Source organism: Vibrio sp. LB10LO1, assembly GCF_010092875.1.
Taxonomy (GTDB): domain Bacteria; phylum Pseudomonadota; class Gammaproteobacteria; order Enterobacterales; family Vibrionaceae; genus Vibrio; species Vibrio campbellii.
In genome coordinates, this window is record NZ_JAADJW010000003.1 from 60,791 (window position 1) to 80,302 (window position 19,512).

A 19,512-nucleotide genomic window follows, 5' to 3' on the forward strand; every position below is an offset into this window, starting at 1 on the left:
TAAAGGTTTAAGCATGTCGAATGTGTTCAGCAGCGCCCTAATCACAAAAGACTAAAAGCCACATTGCGACCAATGTTTCTCCAATGGGAATATCCGTGGTGAAACGTTTATATACAAAGGTCGATACGAGCAATGATAAAAAAAAGCCTTTTAGCTACCTCTACCCTAATGGTTAGCATGTCCGCGTTCGCTGATGTCACAATCACTGAACTTACCGTCAATCCACAACTCTATCCGGTAGGATTTGAGCAGCACTTACAGAACAACTTAGACTTTTTTGTCGACGGTGTGGGTGTTGACCAAAAAGCCAAAGTTCCCTACGACACGATTTTCGTCGATAAAGAGGGGAATATTAAGCACGACTACTATGTTAATACGACTGAGATTGGTTTGTACCTCAATGTCCTCGTTGAAGCGCATAAAAATGGCAATGCTGATGCATTAATTCGTATTCATGAAACTCTGGATGCACTCGCTAAAGCACCAACATGGAAAGGCTTATTCTACTGGCCTTATGACATTGAAGGTGACCAACTAAAACCAAACGAAGATGGAATCGTACCGGCAGTTGATAACGCTAACTTGGCGTTTGCTTTAGCCGGCGTCGCGGGGGCGTACATTGATTCCAAACAGAAACAAGAGCAGTTAGTTGTTGGTAAGGTTGAGGCGATATTTAACAGCCAAATTGAGGGTTGGTCTGAACTTTACGATGAAGACAAAGGCCTGCTTTACTCAGGCTGGTCTACCAAAACTGACGCACCACTTACTTACCATATTGATCGTAAAGCCAATGAAAGCCGACTGGCTCCTGTTTGGGCGCACCTAATCACTCAGAACTCTGAAAAATCGGTACCGAAGACGGCTTTCAGTAACATGGAGTTGTACACCCATGATTACTACCTAAATGGTAAAAAGCTGACTCCGATGCTGACATGGGACGGTGCTTACTTCCAAGGCATGCTTTCTATGATTTGGTTGGAAGAGCGAGCTCTAATGCCTGATTTCTCTATCATCGAAGACATGACTGAGGTTCAAAAGTATCACGCTATTCATAACCAAATTCCGTTCGTTTCCTCTGCGGCGACTGTTGATGATGGCTACGCCGCATTTGGTGTTCCGCAACTATCTGAGTCCAAAGTGCGCTTTAACAATGACATCGAAGGGGGCGAGACTGGCACACCCCACGCATTAGCACTCTCTTACATGGTTAAGCCATTTGAGGCCGTGAATCTGCTGAATAGACTTATCGATTTCTACCCGCAGCTTGAAACTCCTTACGGTTGGTACGACGCGGTCAACGCTAAGGGTGAGACTTCCACGAAAATTCTATCACTTGATCAGGGAATGTTTGTTGGCGCTTTCTTATCGCCAGCCATTAATAAGGATGTGCGCACCTATTTAGAAAGCAAAGACTACTACTCAACGATTGTTGATATGTACGAAACCTTCGAACCAAACAACAACTAGATAGGTATTGAATCGTGAACTTAAGAAAAGCAGTGAAACTATCAAGTCTACTTCCTTTAATGAGCCTTGCGCTTCCATGCGCTGCGTTAGCCGAAGAAGCTCAAGAGGAAATAGAAGTTGGTCTATGGAGTGACCATGAATATCGAGAGCTAATTCTGGAAACGGAATCTGCACAGAGCAGTGACGCATCTCCAAGAACTCGTGCACTTACCGGCATCGAATACGAACGCGTAAACAATGAAAATCAGCCAGATGAAGAGCTGCTTCATTACATCTATGCGGACGGCTTTACGCGTGTTACGGATAACTTCAGTATGGGTTATGTACTGAAAGAGATACATCACAGTCGTGGTGGTGAGAGTACGGGTCTCAGTAACTATTCTGAGTTGATCCCAAGCTTCTACTGGCGTCAAAACGATAACGTAGCATACAACTTAATGCTGTCGTATGAAAAAACCATCGGCGAATGGCACTACGATAAATACATGGTGAAACCTGGGATTGATCTGAGCTTTGGGCGACATTTCTTACACCTAAGCGCTGAGCTTGGTTACAAAGATGAACGTCAAGGTGCCGGAAGTCGCGGCGCGTTTATCGAGAGTGAGCCTTTGTACCTGTACCGCTTAGACAACGGTATCAATATTGGTGCGAAAGTGATTTACGTAGAGGAACACAACGACTTCAACTACACCGAATTTGCCGTTAAACCTTTAGTCCAGTTCAACTTTGATAACGGCAATTACCTAGAGTTGCGTTATGAACGAGGCACGTTGGATATGGGCTCGGATCCAAATAACCGTGACCACTTTGACTACGATATTTATGCGCTATACACCGATTTACCTATCAATGATCACTTCTCTTTCTTAGCGGATATTCAAGTTAAGGATCGTCACGCAAACCCTGCACCTTGGACGGGTGACCAGCTGGTTTGGTTCTCTAAAGTTGGCATTGTATGGAAATTCTAAGAGGCACAATTTAATCAATGATGGGGTACCCATCGCTGGTGGATATCCCATTCTCAACCCATATGCACTATTTTTTGATCATGCTTTAAGGGAAAGAGTGCATCAAATAGTGAACGCATTTAGAAATAGGAATGCAGAATCATGGCGAAAGTAACGCTAGAAAACGTAAATAAGGTCTATGACAACGGCTTCCACGCTATTCATGATGTCAGCTTAGATATTAAAGATGGCGAATTCATGGTGCTTGTTGGGCCATCAGGTTGCGCTAAATCCACCATGTTGCGAATGGTTGCGGGTTTAGAAAGCATCACTGATGGTCAGCTCATTATCGGGGACCGCAAGTGTAATGACTTGCCTCCGAAAGATCGTGGTATTGCAATGGTGTTTCAAAACTATGCACTGTATCCGCACATGACGACCTATGAAAACTTGGCTTTTGGCTTAGAGACCGCAAAGAAACCAAAAGCAGAGATAGAGCAACGAGTGGCTAAAGCAGCTGAGCTTTTGGAAATCACAGAGTTGTTGGATCGCAAACCTAAGCAGATGTCAGGCGGTCAACGTCAGCGAGTCGCGCTAGGCCGCGCGATGGTGAGAAACCCAGATGTTTTCCTTTTTGATGAACCTCTCTCAAACCTAGACGCGAAACTGCGTGTATCAATGCGTCGTCGCATTACTCGCTTGCACAGCCAGCTACAAGAATCGGGCAAACCCGCCACTATGATTTATGTGACCCACGATCAGGTCGAAGCGATGACGATGGGCGATCGGGTCTGCATTCTTAATCAAGGTCGTATCATGCAAGTTGATACTCCAATGAACGTATACCACCAGCCAAAAAACAAGTTTGTTGCTGAGTTTATTGGATCGCCAGCGATGAACATGCTGGAAGGCACGCTCGTTGAACAAAATGGCGTGGTGTGTGCGCAACTCAATGAACACACCATTGCACTATCAAAAGCTCACCAAGAAAAGGCGGTTGAGTGGGTGGGGCACCGTATCCACCTAGGCATTCGTCCAGAGCATCTTTCCGTTGCTGAACAAGCTAATCAACATACGCTACCAGCAAAAGTAGAAGCGAAAGAAGAGCTCGGTTCTGAAGTCTACTTACATGTAAACATTTTCGATAAAGCAATGGTTTGTAAGCTGCTCGATACAGAGAAAACCCCTGAAGTAGGAAGCCATTGCCACATCCAACTGCAAGTCGAAAAGTGTCACGTATTCGACGATGCCTCTCAAGAAAATATCCACTACACAGATTCAAAATAAGTTTGGAGTAAAGCTTTATGCACCACATTCAACCAGGACCACAAATGAACGTTGGCGACGAAAGCCTAAATATCACGTTCAACTCAGATGGCGTGCTAGGCACAATTCGCAGTGGTCGTCTTATGGTGTCTTTGTTCGATACGCCAGAATCAGAAATGGCAATCTCGAATGTATTTCTTCGTGTTAAAAGTAACGGTGAATTCAAAGTTACGCCGTTGCTTTTTTTTAATAACAATATTGAAACGTTTAAGCATGCGGATGGCTCACTGCAGTGGGTGACAACAACAGATGAACTAGAAGCAACCGTCACTTTAAAAGCGGGAACAAGCGCCTACTTCTATGAAGTTAACGTAACGAACCTCTCTTCTGAGACTCTGAGCTTTGACCTGATTTATGGTCAAGATGTTGGCTTGGCAGAGGAAGGCGCAGTCAAAACGAATGAGTTGTACTGTTCTCAATATTTAGACCACCAAATCTTTGAAGGTGAGCAGGGTTACGTGGTGTGCAGCCGCCAAAACTTGCCTCAATCGACGGGCAATCCTCGCATTCAAATTGGCTCGTTATCTCCAGTAACGGGCTACAGCACGGATGGCTTCCAGTTCTTTGGTAAAGAATACAAGTTGACGGGCGAAGCTGTTGCATTGCGTTCAGACACTTTAGCGAACGAAAAGTACCAGTATGAAATGGGCTATGTTGCGCTTCAAAGCGAGGCTTTTGCTCTGAATCAGAATGAAGTGGAATCTGTCGTTTTCTATGGCGTTGTCACGCCACACTGTCCGGAATCCAATACAGGACATCCGCTAACTATTGAAACGGTTACAGATTTACACGCAGCATTACCAACTAGTGACGAGGCACAGCGTCAACCATTGAGCCACCGTCATACGCCAAAGTTTGCGTACTTGATAGGTGAAAAGCTTTCTGAAACTGAAATCGAACAGTTCTTCAGTGCTGAACGTTCATTTGTGGATACCAAAGATGGTGAGCTATTGTCGTTTTTCTATGGTGACAATCATTACGTGACGTTGCCTGAAAAGGAAAAACACCTAGAACGCATGACAGGCCACGTTATTGCTTCTGGTAATAACCAAGATTATCAGCAGTTGATCATGAGCTCGACTCACTACATTGGTGGTGTGTTCAACTCGCAACTGACTCTAGGAAATACGTCGTTTAACAAGTTGTTGGGTGTGTGCCGTAACCCACTTAACCAATTTACGCATGCCGGCCAACGTATCTGGGTTAAAGTCGATAATGCATTCCAAGCTCTAGGCATGCCTTCAGCGTACGAAACAGGCCAAAACTACTCGCGTTGGATTTATAAGCTATTTGGCGGTTACCTTGAAATCTTGTCGTTTTCGAGCGCTCAAAGCCCAGTCATCCAACTTGAAATCAAAAAGCATGGCATAGAAGCACCGCTTGAAATCAAAGTCTCGCACCAGCTTGTTTTTGGAAACAACGAAGGTGAGGGGAAGGTGACTATTGAACGTCAAGGCGATCTCTTCACGATTACGGGCAATGACGAGCTTATTGATCAGTTCATGCCAGAACTAAGTTACGGAATCTCAGTATTTGGTACTGATGTGGAAGCAGAGGTCATTACCCGTGCAGAAAGCGAGTCTGCCGAGTTCTTAGTCCTTAAAGCAACATTAGACAACGCAGTATCTATTGCGATTGGTGGCCAAACTGGTGAGTTAGACACAACAGCGCAGTTCATCGACTTTGACGTCGAGAAGCAGCAGTACCAACAAGGTATTCAAACTCTGACAAAAGGCTTTAAAGTCGACTTTAGCCAAGATTCACTTAACAGTCAGCGCATCAATACTTGTTTAGATTGGTTTACTCACAACGCACTTGTGCACTACTCGACACCGCACGGTCTAGAGCAGTACTCAGGCGCGGCATGGGGCACTCGTGACGTATCGCAGGGGCCATTTGAGCTCTTTATGTCGATGCAAGAATACGGCAAAGCGAAAGCGGTATTGCAAGAGATTTATCGCCACCAATACCTTGAGACAGGCACTTGGCCTCAGTGGTTTATGTTCGATCACTACGCCAAAATCCAGCAGGAAGATGCGCATGGCGATATCGTGGTTTGGCCGCTAAAAGCACTGGCTGATTACATCAACACGACTGGCGATGTCAGCATCCTGAATGTTGAGCTTCCATATACACTCGCAGAGGCAGGGTTCGAAAGAACGGGGCAGACGTACTCACTTATGCATCACGTTCAGCGCCAGGTTCAACACATGCTTGATAACCTTGTCCCTGGTACGTCGTTGTCTTGTTATGGCGATGGCGATTGGGACGACACGCTGCAGCCGGCGAATCAATCTCTACGAGAAAACATGGTAAGTGGTTGGACGATTCCTCTGACCCTGCAAACGTTGAAGGCAATGGCAAAAGCACTACAGGGCTCTGAGCATCTAGATTTCTCAGCCACCCTAACTGATCTTGCTGAGAAAATGGAGCACGACTATCACCATTATTTAATCAAAGATGACGTGATCGCGGGCTTTATCCATTTTGACCGTGATGAGCAAGGTGGCGTTAAGCAGATCGAGCATCTATTGCATCCTTCTGACGATAAAACGGGCATCAACTATCGCTTACTGCCAGCGAGTCGCTCAATCATCTCAGAAGTGTTTACGCCTGAAATGGCTCAGTCGCACATGGCGATCATTAAGAAAAACCTTGTGCACCCTGATGGTGTTCGCTTGATGGACAAGATGGCTGAATACAAAGCGGGTAAACAAAGCTACTTCAAACGCGCTGAGCTTGCCGCAAACCTAGGCCGTGAAGTTGGCCTGCAATATTGTCACGCTCATATTCGATTTATCGAAGCGTTATGTAAGCTAGGCGATGCCGAAGCGGTATTCGATAACCTATACAAAATCATCCCTGTTGGCATCCAAGATCACGTGCCGAACGCAGAACTACGTCAATCAAACGCGTATTTCTCAAGCTCGGACGCGAAGTTTAACGACCGACCGACGGCTTATGACAACTTTGGCAAAGTTAAAGCGGGTGAAGTGGCTGTGAAGGGCGGTTGGCGCATTTATTCAAGCGGTCCGGGTATCTATGTCAACCAGTTAATCACCAACGTATTTGGTGTGCGTTTCTCTGAGAACGATTTAACGCTGGATCCGGTTATCTCCCCTCGCGTTGGGCAAGCCAATGTTCAGTTCGAGCTTGATGGCAAACCAGTCAAGTTAGTGATTGATTTACAAGAAGCGATGCATACACCGAAAGCGATCACCCTGAACGGTGAGGTGGTTCCGTTTGAATTGTCGGAAAACCGCTACCGCACTGGTGGTGCACGTATTTCGCGCAAATGGCTAGAGACACGATTGGAGAGTGAAAATAACACTCTGTATATCACGCTCTAAACCTTATAGGGCTCTGTAATGGAGCCCTTATAAACCGACGTGAAGTAAACCAAGTGTTGGAAGTGAGAGTGGTAAGCCTCAAAAGGAAAAGACGTCAATGAAAGTGACCATTAAAGATGTAGCGAAAAAAGCCAATGTTTCTATTGCGACGGTATCGTACGCAATGAATGGCTGCAATCGTGTCAGTGAAAAAACACGACAGCATGTCCTTAATATTGCGAATGAAATGAACTACGTGGCTAATACGAATGCTAAGCAACTTAAGCAGCGAAGAAGCTACGCAGTAGGACTGTTTTTGAACTACTGGTTTGGTCCTATTTACAGCGAGTTAGTCAAAGGTATCGAAAAGGTATGCCATCAAAAAGGCTACGATTTGGTTGCCTGTAGTATGTACGGTAATGAAAACTCAACCGCGCACAAATACATCCGTGATCGTGTGGTGGATGGTGCCATTATTCTGACCAACTCATTCGATAGTGACTTCCTAGCTTCTGTTGCTGGCCCTGACTTTCCAATGGTCGTCTTAGACCGAGAGCTCACCGCTCCTCATATCTACAACATCTTGATTGATAACTTTGGTGGTGCGTTTAGTGCGACTAAAGAGTTGGTGCTGAAAGGATGCCAGGACATTTACTTTTTTACTGGTCCTGATGACTCCTATGACAGTCAGAAACGACTGGATGGTTATATCTCCGCATTGGGTTATTTCAACATTCCTGTTCGCAATCATCATTTGATTCGTAGCGATTTCACAGAAAAGACTGCCTACAAGCAAATGAGTGAGTTGTTCGAACAAGGAAGAAGACCGGATGCAGTATTTGCCGCCAACGATGAGATGGCGATTGGCATTATTCGCGCGGCGAAACGATATGGCATAGACATCCCTTCAGAAATGAAGCTCGTCGGTTTTGACGATATACGAATGGCAGAGTTAATGATCCCGAGTTTGTCCACGATAACCCACGAAAAAGAGGGGATGGGAGAACTGGCTGCATCAACCTTGATCAGCGCGCTTGATGAAAAGCCGGAAAGCCTAAAGGCATTAACGATTTTGCCAACGTCATTAATTTTACGTGAAACTCTGTAGGATAGTTATGAAAAAGTGGTTGATTGGATGTGTGCTTGCGCTGAGTTCGCAAGTGACGCTCGCAGAAAATACCCGAATTGAAGTCATGACCCCGGTTGGGAACTACATGGACTTTGTCCGCTCCGAGCTTGTTCCTGAGTTCAAAAAACGATACCCAGAGGTTGATGTCGTGGTATCTAACGATGACAACCTTGAAACCCGTATGGCCGCGGGGGACGTTCCAAACCTTTATGCAGGGGTATTTGGTTACCAGCCTGCCAAATACGCCAAAATGGGCAAGCTTGCCTACCTTGAGCAGTTCGATGGCTTTGAAGAGCTTGCGGAACGGATCGATCCAGTATTCATGGAGAAAAACTATGGTCGTAGCTATTACATTCCATGGAATGCGACAACAACGCTCATGTTGTACAACAAGGAGTTGTTTGTCGAAGCGGGGTTAGACCCAGAGAATCCACCAAAAACGTGGGACGAGTTTTTACATGCAGCTGAGAAGATCAGCCAACTCCCTACGCGTGCTGACGGAAGCCCTGTTTATGGCACGGTTTTCTGGAATGAAGCGCTGTCATGGGGAAGTTGGTACTGGAGCATGCTAGCTCAAATGTATTACAACTTTAATGACGGTCAGTACGGCTTGCTTAACCGTTTCGGCACTAATCCTGTCTTCGACAAAGAAGAAGCTCAGCTGGCACTCTTTTTTGAAACCATGGCGAAAGCCCAGCAGTTTGCACCACTTACGATGGAGAAGAACTTTTTCTCTCGCACCATTGGCATGTGGCCACAGTTCGGTTTTGGCTGGAAAGCGAACCTGACCGAAGCAGCAGGCAAGCCTATGGTGGTGGGTGAGGATGTTGGCTTAGCACCGATCCCAACCCTAAAAGAAGGCGGGACGTCTTACTCCACTCTAGATGGTCGTGCGTTGATGATCTTCAAAAATAGCGTCGAGAAAGAGCAACTATCTTGGGCGTTTTTACAACTGATGATGGAAGAGGAATTCAACCACAAAGCGAACATGGCGTTAGGGCAATTACCGACTCTTTCTGCCCTGAAAGAGAGACCGTATTACAACACGCCTGAAGCGAAACCGTTTGTTGAACAACTGCCAAATGCGAAGCTAAACGAGCCGTTTGCACTGGCTTCAGATATGGCGAGCATCATTCTAGAGCAATACTCAAAGGCGGTCGTTAAGCAAGATTTGTCGCCTGAAGAAGCCGTAGAAGCTGCGACCAAGCAAGCCGAACAGTTAATCCATGAATAACGTGATAGGTCTAAGTGGAACTATGAAAAAAAATAACCTCATAACAGGCTACCTATTCCTTGCTCCTTGGATAGTGTATTTCGCCGTCTTTTTGATTTATCCGTTCTTTCTATCTTTTGAAAGCAGTTTTTTGAGCGTCAATATCTTAATGCCAGAAAACACCAAGTTCATCGGATTAACGAACTGGATTACCGTTGTGACCGATTTCCTGTTCTGGAAGTCACTGTTTAACGTGGTGTTTAACCAAGTCATCTTTGTCTCATTGAGTTTTGTGATTGGTCTGGGGCTCGCTCTGCTGCTCAATGAAATTAAATTTCTATCGAGCTTATTCAGAACCATCATGTTTATTCCAGTTGTGACGTCCATTACCGTTGCAATGATCATCTTCGACTTTGTTTCTGGGCCATCAGGGCCGATTCAAAACTCCATGGTGAGCAGCAGTTTGCTGTCTGAGCCCGTGTTCTGGAAGTTTGAAGAGTGGTTACCAATGCCAATCATCGCTGTATTTAGCGCATGGAAGTGGTTTGGTGTTCAAATGATCATCTTCCTCGGTGGTATTGCGAGTATCGACAAGTCTTTGTTTGAAGCGGCAGATATTGATGGTGCGTCGTGGTGGCGAAAAACTAAGAAAATCACGCTACCGATGATCATGCCACAAATCATTTTTGTTATGACCATGAACATTATCAACGGTTTACAGATGTTTATAGAAGTGTTCATGAACTTTGATTTGAATGGCGGGCCGTATCAATCGGCACTGACTCCGGTTCTATACCTTTACCAAACTGGCTTCGAGCAAATGAAGATGGGTGAAGCCTCAACCATTGGCCTGATGCTCGCTTGCGTTATTTACCTGCTGACCATGATGCAGTTAAAGATCACCAGTAAGGAAGATTAATCATGAACGCTGATAGAAAAAGAAACTTACTTATTTATGGCACACTTTTCGTTGCCGCTATTATCGTGTTGTATCCGTTCTTTTACATGGTGATCAACTCTTTTAAAACTGGGCCAGAAATCATGCACAGCCCAAATAGCTTGCCGAAAGAGTGGTCTTTCACCGGTTACATCAAGGTGTTTGATTCGGTCAACTTAGGAAGAGTGTTCTTCAATACGATTTTTATCTCGGTAACGGTGACTTTCTTAAACACGCTGTTTTCTTCCATGGTGGCCTATTCGATTGTGAAGACAAACCTACCGGGGCGCGAGTTCTGGCTTAAGGTGATTCTTGGCTCGATGATGATTCCAGCAATTTTGTTCACCATTCCAACCTACATGATGATGTACGAGTGGAACTGGATTAATACGTATCGCGTGTTAATCATTCCGGGGGCAATCAGTGCTTACAACATCTTCCTGATGGTGCAATTTATGAAGCAGATCGATAACGCTTATTTGGAAGCCGCTCGAATCGATGGAGCAAGCGAACTTCGTATTTTCTTCAAGATCATTCTTCCTATGATGCGACCAGCGCTCGCGACCGTCGGCATATTAACTTTCATGGGCGCTTGGAACGATTTCATGGGGCCACTGCTGTACGTTCGAGATGACTCGTTAATGACGCTCCAATTAGCACTGTACAACTTCAAAACAGAAGTTCCGGGAACCAATCTAGAGCAACTATGGGCCATGACGACCATGATTGCGGTGCCTGTTGTCATTGTCTTCTTCTGTCTTCAGAAGAACTTTATTAAGGCATTTACTGGGGTAGGAGTGAAGTAATGAAAGTGTCAACAAGAATGAAATTCCTTGCACTAGTGTCTGTCATCCTCATCGCATACGGTTCTGCGTGGATGAAGGCGTATTCTCTCTCAGAGAAGTACTTCGTTTATGCAGAGGAACAGTATTCGAAAGGAAATTTGATCACCGCTTTAAAAGGGATGAACAAGTTAGAGTTGAGAATTGAAGACGAATACTTTGGCGGCTACCAACAGGTACTCGATACCTGGCGTAGCTCGACTTTGGGTCCAAGACCCGATGCTTATTATCAATCGTTGGAGAAGCCCAAGCAGATCATTGAGCAATTAAGCAAGCAACAACTGATGGAATTCATCGAGATATACGTTCAGCTCGATTCACGTTATGTACCTACCGCGGCAGATCAGTTGAGGTTCTTAGCGAAGCAATCTGGTGATATTGCCTTGTACGAAGAGATGACGGAGTTTCTGAGCGAAGCTTTCCCACGTTACAAACAAAGAGAGATATAGGTAGTAGCGGATGACATTATACAAAGACACCTCAGCAACATGTGAAGACAGAGCACAAGACTTGTTGTCACACATGACACTAGAGGAAAAGATCGGCCAACTCTGCCAGTCTCCAATGCTTGAGTATGAACAAAACAAATCGGACTACCTTAACAAGGTGGCAAAAGGCGCTTATGGTTCGCGTATTCTTGCCGATACCGCATGGGCCGGCAATGCGCCGGGTGAATCGGTCGATCCGCATCAGCTCAATGAAATCCAAAAAGTCGCCGTTGAAGAGAGCCGTCTCGGTATTCCTATTATCTTTGCCCGTGATGTGATCTACGGGCAAAAGACGGTGTTACCAATACCGCTTGCTCAGTCGTGCTCGTGGAACCCCAATTTAGTTGAAGAGGCTTATGGATGTATTGCCGCGGAAGCCGCCTCTTTAGGCATCAATTGGACGTTTGCTCCTATGCTGGATATTGTCCGTGACCCTCGTTGGGGCAGGGTTATTGAAAGCTCTGGTGAAGACCCGTACCTAACCAGTCAGTTTGCTCGAGCGGTGATTAATGGTTTTCAAGGAGACGATCCTGCCCATCCAGACAAGCTTGTTGCATGTGCAAAGCACTTTGTCGGCTACGGCGCATCAGAGGGTGGGCGAGACTACGATACGACTGAGTTAAGCCTAAATACACTAAACAACGTTCATCTACCGCCATTTTCTGCGGCTGTGAAAGCAGGTGTAGCAACAGTGATGTCAGGGTTTAATGACCTCGGTGGCACTCCGGTGACCGGCTCTCAACTATTGATCAGAAACTGGCTTAAAGAAGAGCAGCGTTTTGATGGCATGGTGGTGAGCGATTGGGGTTCAATTTCTGACTTAGCCTACTTCCGTGTGGCGAAAGATCCGTGCGATGCAGCATTGCAAGCTTTGGGAGCCGGTGTAGACATGGCGATGACGAATGAAGCGTATGAAGACACGCTTGAAGGCGTCATTCAACGTCAGCCAGGGGCTGCTGAGTGGGTCGATGAAGCGGTGTATCGAGTCTTACTGACTAAGTTTCGAGCAGGGCTATTTGAACAGCCTTATGTTGATCCGGAAAAACATACAACGGTGCTTGGGAAGCAAAGCCACAAACAGAAAGCGCAGCAACTTGCCGAAGAGAGCATGGTGTTGCTCAAAAATGAGTCCAGCTTACTGCCTCTCCCAACTCAAGGGCTAAAGGTAGCGGTCATTGGTCCTCATGCACATTCGCAGCGACAGCATTTGGGATCTTGGTGTTTGGATGGCAAAGCAAATGATGTTGTTTCGATAGTAAAAGGCATTGAAGCTGCGGCACCGGAAAACGTTATTTTGACTGATTCCGAGGCATTCAGCGATGATATGGTGGAGTGCGCGCATCGTGCTGATGTGGTGGTTTTGTGTGTTGGTGAGAGTCATCGTAGAACTGGTGAGGCGAGGAATGTTGCGGAGCTTGTTTTACCTCCTGGTCAAGAAGAATTGATTGAAGCGATTGGGCAAACTGGGAAGCCACTTGTTGTCGTGCAGTGTACCGGTCGACCGGTGCCATCGCCGAAGACCGAACAATATGCTAATGCACTTGTTTATGCGTGGCAGAGTGGCACTGAGGTAGGGGCTGCATTGGGTAATTTACTGTTTGGGCATAGAAACCCAAGTGGTAAGTTGACCATGACAGTGCCAAGAAGCACCGGGCAGATCCCGATGTATTATGCTCGCAAGACCATTGGTAAAATGAGAGCGTATCAAGAGTACATGCCGTACAAAAATGAGAAGGATACACCGCTCTACCCATTTGGATTTGGATTAAGTTACTCGCAGTTTAGATACAACGATCTCACCTGCATAACACCTGAAATCAGGGAAGGGCAGGACCTGGTTGTCGATGTTGAGGTGGAAAACATTTCAACTGTCGATGGTCAGGAGATAGTCCAGTGTTACATATCGCGTAAAGTGTCATCGACAACTCGACCTGAAAGAGAGCTAAAGGCATTTGTTAAATGTTCGCTTGCCGCGCACGAGAAAAAAACGCTTAGGATTACCGTCTCTGCAGATGAACTGAAGTTTTATGGTCAGCAGGGCAGTTTCATGTACGAAACGGGAGAATTAGGTGTGTATGTCGGTGGGGATAGCTTAGCGACTAGCCAAGTTACGGTTCAGCTTAAGTAACCAAGACTGCTGAGTTAGACCGTTCAGAATAACATCGTTGTTTAAATCAAAATGGCAATGCTACCAAGCTTGCCATTTTTGTATTTAATTGGTAATTATTCTTATTTCTATTCTTCTGTATTCGTATTTATTATCCATTCAATTTAAAAAACATTCTAATATTTAATTGAATTGACTCCTCTCTGACCTATTAATATTTCATTCATATAAAACGTTGAATTGAAATATAAGATTGCATTTTGTATTTTTTAATAATTGACAGTGGTCAAGATTAGCACCCCTTAAATCTACAAGGATATTAATAGTGGCGGGTGGCCATGCCTTAGTTGCTCAGGGCTTGTGCTGTCTAGCTTAATTGATGGTTTTGTAGAAATGCTGCTTTGATTTGCCTTGTGTATTAATTAAAGCGAAATTAGATATTTTCAATGAATGCCTATTTTGAAAATACAATCTCTATGTCTTTTATTTCTAACGAGTGTTCTTTCCCCACTTAAAGTCATTAATTAAGCGCCACTACCAAATTCAAAAACGTAATTTAGGAAAAAACCATGAGTCAAAATGGTAAGTTTAATATTACTCGGCGTGATGCTTTAAAGGGTGGTTCTGCACTTGGCGCTTTAGCGTTAGCAGGAAACGCACTTTCTCTCCCGTTTGCAACTAAAGCAGTTGCCAGAGAAACGCCAGCGAAACCAAATGAAAAAATTGTCTGGTCGGCATGTACCGTTAACTGTGGTTCGCGTTGTCCGCTTCGTATGCACGTGGTCGACGGTGAAATCAAATGGGTAGAAACCGATAACACGGGTGATGATGTGTATAACCACAATCATCAAGTTCGTGCTTGTTTGCGTGGTCGCTCTATGCGTCGCCGTGTTTACTCGCCAGACCGTTTGAAATACCCACTTCTTCGCGTTGGTAAACGTGGTGAAGGTAAGTTCAAACGTATCACTTGGGACGAAGCCTTTGACCTCATTGGTGACAATCTAAAACGTATCATTAAAGACTACGGTAATGACGCGGTTTACCTAAACTACGGTACGGGTACCTTGGGTGGTACGGTAACTAAGAGTTGGGATCCAAGCGCGACATTGGTTGCACGTATGATGAACCTCTGTGGTGGCTACCTGAACCACTATGGTGACTACTCAGCAGCGAACATTGAATGTATGTCTGAGTATTTCTACGGCACTTGGGTAGACAACAACTCGATTGACGACGTACAAAACGCAGATCTTTGTCTGATGTTTGGTAACAACCCTGCAGAAACTCGTATGTCGGGCGGTGGTCAGGTTCATAACTACGTGGACGCAAAAAACATCAGCCACACACGTACGATCTGTATCGACCCTCGTTACACCGATACTGCCGCGGGTCGTGAAGACCAATGGGTACCAATCAAGCATGGTACTGACGCTGCACTGATCGCTGCTATCGCACATGTATTGATTAGCGAAGATAAAGTCGACCAAGACTTCCTTGACCGTTACTGTGTGGGTTACGATCGCAAAACACTGCCTGCGTCAGCGCCAGAAAACGGCAGCTACAAAGATTACATCATGGGCACAGGTCCAGATGGTATCGAGAAAACACCAGAGTGGGCACAGCCAATCACAGGTATTCCGGCTGATGTGATTTTGAAACTTGCGCGTGAAATCGGTGATGCAAAACGCATTTACATCACCCAAGGTTGGGGTCTACAACGTTCAGCAAACGGTGAGCAAGCGTGTAAAGCGATCATGATGCTGTCTCTGCTTCGTGGTCAGGTTGGTCTACAAGGTGGTGGTACTGGTGCTCGTGAGGGTAACCACTCATACCCATTCCAACGCTTCCCGAAAGTGCCAAACCCGATCAGCGCTTCTATCCCTATGTTCCTTTGGACAGACGCGATTTTCCGTGGCACTGAGATGACCGATCTTACTGACGGCATTAAAGGCGTTCAACAGCTACAAAACAACATCAAGTTCATCTGGAACTACGCAGGTAACTGTCTGATTAACCAACACTCAGACATCAACCGCACACACGAAATTCTTCAAGATGAAAAAGCGTGTGAAATGATTGTGGTGATCGACAACCACATGACCTCTTCTGCGAAGTATGCCGATATCGTACTGCCAGACTGTACAACCTCAGAGCAATCGGATTTCTGTATGGATGGTGCGGCAGCTTCAATGCCTTACTTCATCTTTGCAAGCCAAGCGATTCAACCTCGTTTCGAATGTAAGCCAATCTACGACATCATGTCTGGTGTGGCGAAGCGCATGGGCGTGTTTGATGAATTTACTGAAGGTCGCACTCAAGAAGAGTGGCTACAGTGGATGTACGCTCAGACCGTTAAACAAAACAACGATCCAAACCTGCCGTCTTACGATGAGATGAGAAAGCAGGGCATCTACAAGAAGCAATTCGACCGTCCATATGTGGCGTTTGAAGACTTCCGTCGTGACCCAGAAGCGAATCCACTGCCTTCACCATCAGGTAAGATTGAGATCTACTCAGAGACCCTCGCGAAGATCAACGAAGAATGGGAACTGGACGAAGATGAGTCCATCAAGCCATTGCCTGAATACGTTTCGACGTTCAACGGCTGGGATTCGCCAGATCGTAAAGAGTTCCCGCTTCAGTTGACGGGTTTCCACTACAAAGCTCGTGCGCACTCTACGTACGGTAACGTCGACATCCTAAAAGCAGCGGCACCACAGGAACTTTGGATCAACCCGATTGATGCAGCGTCACGCAACATCGATAACGGTGACTTGGTTAGCGTGCGCAGCAAGTTCGGTGAAATGAACGTTCGCGTAAAAGTAACCCCACGCATCATGCCACACATCGTTGGCTTAGGTGAGGGCGCATGGTACTCACCAAATGGTAAAGGTGTTGACCAAGCGGGTTCAATCAACGTGCTGACGACACAACGTCCAAGCCCGTTGGCAAAATCAAACCCGAGCCATACCAACCTCGTTGAAGTGACGCTAATTAAGAAAATGGGGGCTAAATAATGAGCACAGCGAAGCAGTATGGCTTTTACATTGATTCAAGCAAATGTACTGGCTGCAAAACATGTCAGCTCTCTTGTAAAGACAACAAAGATCTGGGTATCGACCGTAACTTCCGTCGTGTTTACGAATACGTAGGCGGCAACTGGACAGAAGAAAACGGCGCGTTCCGTCAAAACGTGTTTGCGTACTACCTATCGATCTCTTGTAACCACTGTACTAACCCTGCGTGTACCAAGGTTTGTCCATCAGGTGCAATGCACAAGCGTGAAGAAGATGGCTTTGTTGTTGTCGATGAAAGCGTGTGTATCGGCTGTAAATCTTGTCACATGGCATGCCCATACGGCGCACCTCAATACAGCGAAGAAAAAGGTCACATGACTAAGTGTGATGGCTGTTACGAACGTGTTGCAGAAGGTCTAATGCCAGTGTGTGTTGATAGCTGTCCATTGCGTGCGATTGAGTTTGGTCCAATTGATGAGCTACGCGCGAAATACGGTTCAAACGCGGATGTGGCACCATTGCCAGATTCTCGCATTACTAGCCCGAACTTGATCGTGAAGCTAAATCCAAATGGTCGTCCAACCAATGACCGCACTGGTTTCCTACAGAATCCAAGAGAGGTGAAATAATGTTATACGAAGCACCATTAGTTGCCTTTACGGTTCTTGCTCAAACAGCGGTTGGCGCGCACCTAACGGTTAATGCGTTCGAGAAATTCGGTAAGCCACCACGCGTGACAGAACCTCGTATGAACATCGCTCGTTTCGCAATTTTGGTTGTAATGGGCTTGGGTTTCTTGTTCTCAACCACTCACTTGGGTAGCCCTCTTCGTGCCTTCAACGCATTAAACCGTGTGGGTAGTGCGGCGCTATCTAACGAGATCTTAACGGGTGCAAGCTTTCTGTCTCTAGCGGGTTTGTACTGGTTGCTAACGATTCTAAAAGTCGGTAGCGAAGGCGTTCGCAAAATCGTGAACTGGTTGTCTATCGCGGTTGGCGTGATTTTCATTTTCGCGATGGCAAATGTTTACCAAATCGAAACGGTACCAGCATGGTACTCACCAATGACAACGGTTGCGTTTTGGTTCACGGTCGTGACTTCAGGTCTGATGTTTGGTTACACGCTTATCAACGTATTAGACGTGACGGCTGAGAAAACCAATCGTCGCCTAATGTGGGCTGGTGTGAGCTTGATTGCGCTGAACCTAGCGTTCTCAGTAATGCAGACGATTTACTTCGCAGGTATCTCAACGGCGATTCACAGTGGCTTGGATCAAATCACCATGCTGTCTGGCTATGTTGCCGGTCATGTGCTGTTGCTTGTGGTTGCTGCTGCTCTTTGGGTATTCGCTGAGTTGTTTACCGCAGAAGGTCGTCAGAAGAACTTGCTAGTTATCGTGGCATTCGTTGCATTGTTCGTTGCAGAGATTCTGGGTCGCAACGTGTTCTACGGCATGCACTTTACATCTGGTTTGTACTAATAATCGTTATTTGTGCTGATAACCATTATTTGTACTGATAACAATTAGCAGAGTGGGGCGAGTGTTCGTCCCACTTCTTTTCCGTTTTACTTAATCGAAGAATAAAAACACCAGTCATCAAAGGTACTTCATGCAAATTTCTCAACTTGAACCACAAGATACCAGCATCGTTCTTAAGCTGTTTGGTGCACTGTTTTACTACCAACCAAAAGATTACCCAGCGGCGAATCTCGATACGTTGCTGAGCAATACTGACACACCAATCGAAGCGCTTAATGACATGCTTTGCAGCTTTCAAAACGAGAGCGAAGAGGCACTGCAAATGGAGCACGATCGTATGTTCGCTGGTATTGGTGAGATGCCAGCGCCACCTTGGGGTTCGGCTTATCTGGATAAAGAAGCCGTGTTGTTTGGTGAATCAACCATTGAATATCGTTACTTCTTGCAGCGTTGTGGTTTTGCTTTGGAATCTGACCAACGTGAACCAGAAGACCAGATCGGCTTGATGCTGATGGTGTTAGGCATGTTGATTGAAACTGACCAACAAAAACTGGCGGCTGAAATGCTGCGCGAGCACCTGATGACGTGGTTTGGTTTTTTCAACAAACGCTTCAAAAAAGCCGTGACACTGACGCCTTACTCAAAACTGTCGAACCTTACGGAAGAATTACTTCAATCCTTGAGTGAGCAATACCAAGTCGTTGTGCCAGCAAAGAGAGATTACTCGGATGCGCCAGTCTGAATCGGTTGATCTAAGCAAGCGACGCCTGTTTTCATTTCGTCGCGCGCCAGTAGGGCAAGCTCAAGAGCCTCGTGTTAAAGCGAGACCGCCGTATGCGGTGGAAGAGTCGATGTTCACAAGGCTATGTGATGGATGCGGAAAGTGCGCTTCGGCATGTCCGATCCAAATCATAGAAATGGTTGATGGCGTTGCTGCGTTAGACATCAGCTACTCGGCATGTGATCTATGCGGTGCGTGTAAGTCGGCGTGTCCTACATTGGCGCTTTCAAACCAAATAGAGTCTACAGGCCTGATAGCAACTATCTCGAACAGCTGCGAAAACTTATACGGTTATTGCGGCAGTTGCGAGGACAGTTGCCCTTATGATGCCTTGCAATGGCAAGATGATGTCAAACCTAAAATTGACGCTGCCAAATGCAAAGGTTGCGGACAATGCGCGCAAAGCTGCTACAACAGCATGATCAACTTTGACTTAAAACGATAAAAAA

At 45.9% G+C, this 19,512-nt stretch carries 15 protein-coding genes; all 15 read left to right on the forward strand.

Translation table 11 applies throughout. The features are described from left to right. Positions 1 to 132: 132 nt before the first annotated feature. The 15 genes from GXP65_RS03155 (at position 133) to GXP65_RS03225 (ending at position 19,508) form a co-directional block, all read left to right on the forward strand. Complete coding sequence (locus tag GXP65_RS03155; RefSeq protein ID WP_038889429.1) at positions 133 to 1,467, forward strand: membrane protein; 1,335 nt, start codon at positions 133 to 135, stop codon at positions 1,465 to 1,467. Positions 1,468 to 1,481: 14 nt separating this feature from the next. Further along, positions 1,482 to 2,435, forward strand: coding sequence for a hypothetical protein (locus tag GXP65_RS03160; protein ID WP_079402488.1), 954 nt, complete (start codon positions 1,482 to 1,484; stop codon positions 2,433 to 2,435). A 141-nt stretch (positions 2,436 to 2,576) separates the two neighbouring features. Then, complete coding sequence (ugpC, locus tag GXP65_RS03165; protein ID WP_005433806.1) at positions 2,577 to 3,701, forward strand: sn-glycerol-3-phosphate ABC transporter ATP-binding protein UgpC; 1,125 nt, start codon at positions 2,577 to 2,579, stop codon at positions 3,699 to 3,701. A gap of 17 nt (positions 3,702 to 3,718) precedes the next feature. Next, complete coding sequence (locus GXP65_RS03170) at positions 3,719 to 7,090, forward strand: cellobiose phosphorylase (protein ID WP_162091974.1); 3,372 nt, start codon at positions 3,719 to 3,721, stop codon at positions 7,088 to 7,090. A 97-nt stretch (positions 7,091 to 7,187) separates the two neighbouring features. Then, positions 7,188 to 8,177 carry a LacI family DNA-binding transcriptional regulator gene (locus GXP65_RS03175; protein WP_005433808.1) on the forward strand — a complete coding sequence of 330 codons (990 nt, stop codon included), beginning with the start codon at positions 7,188 to 7,190 and terminating at the stop codon, positions 8,175 to 8,177. Positions 8,178 to 8,184: 7 nt separating this feature from the next. Next, on the forward strand, positions 8,185 to 9,432 hold the full coding sequence (locus GXP65_RS03180; RefSeq protein WP_162091975.1) for an extracellular solute-binding protein: 1,248 nt from the start codon (positions 8,185 to 8,187) through the stop codon (positions 9,430 to 9,432). Between the two features lie 22 nt (positions 9,433 to 9,454). After that, a complete protein-coding gene (locus tag GXP65_RS03185; protein WP_050918119.1) occupies positions 9,455 to 10,330 on the forward strand; it encodes a sugar ABC transporter permease in 876 nt (291 codons plus the stop codon). Between the two features lie 2 nt (positions 10,331 to 10,332). After that, a complete protein-coding gene (locus GXP65_RS03190) occupies positions 10,333 to 11,154 on the forward strand; it encodes a carbohydrate ABC transporter permease (RefSeq protein ID WP_162091976.1) in 822 nt (273 codons plus the stop codon). Then, complete coding sequence (locus tag GXP65_RS03195; protein ID WP_162091977.1) at positions 11,154 to 11,639, forward strand: hypothetical protein; 486 nt, start codon at positions 11,154 to 11,156, stop codon at positions 11,637 to 11,639. Before GXP65_RS03190 ends, GXP65_RS03195 begins: the two co-directional genes overlap by 1 nt. A gap of 10 nt (positions 11,640 to 11,649) precedes the next feature. After that, positions 11,650 to 13,806, forward strand: a complete 2,157-nt coding sequence (locus GXP65_RS03200; RefSeq protein ID WP_162091978.1) for a glycoside hydrolase family 3 N-terminal domain-containing protein — start codon at positions 11,650 to 11,652, stop codon at positions 13,804 to 13,806. Between the two features lie 548 nt (positions 13,807 to 14,354). Next, positions 14,355 to 16,802 (forward strand): DmsA/YnfE/YnfF family dimethyl sulfoxide reductase, encoded by a 2,448-nt coding sequence (locus GXP65_RS03205; protein WP_162091979.1) that lies wholly within the window; start codon positions 14,355 to 14,357, stop codon positions 16,800 to 16,802. Further along, positions 16,802 to 17,431, forward strand: coding sequence for a DMSO/selenate family reductase complex B subunit (locus GXP65_RS03210; RefSeq protein ID WP_005433785.1), 630 nt, complete (start codon positions 16,802 to 16,804; stop codon positions 17,429 to 17,431). The genes GXP65_RS03205 and GXP65_RS03210 overlap by 1 nt, the downstream gene beginning before the upstream one ends. Continuing rightward, a complete protein-coding gene (locus tag GXP65_RS03215; protein ID WP_162091980.1) occupies positions 17,431 to 18,282 on the forward strand; it encodes a DmsC/YnfH family molybdoenzyme membrane anchor subunit in 852 nt (283 codons plus the stop codon). Before GXP65_RS03210 ends, GXP65_RS03215 begins: the two co-directional genes overlap by 1 nt. A 130-nt stretch (positions 18,283 to 18,412) precedes the next feature. Then, complete coding sequence (locus GXP65_RS03220) at positions 18,413 to 19,024, forward strand: molecular chaperone TorD family protein (protein WP_162091981.1); 612 nt, start codon at positions 18,413 to 18,415, stop codon at positions 19,022 to 19,024. Continuing rightward, the gene (locus tag GXP65_RS03225; RefSeq protein ID WP_162091982.1) at positions 19,011 to 19,508 is read left to right on the forward strand and encodes a 4Fe-4S binding protein; all 498 of its coding nucleotides are present in this window, start codon (positions 19,011 to 19,013) and stop codon (positions 19,506 to 19,508) included. Before GXP65_RS03220 ends, GXP65_RS03225 begins: the two co-directional genes overlap by 14 nt. The last annotated feature ends 4 nt before the right edge of the window (positions 19,509 to 19,512 follow it).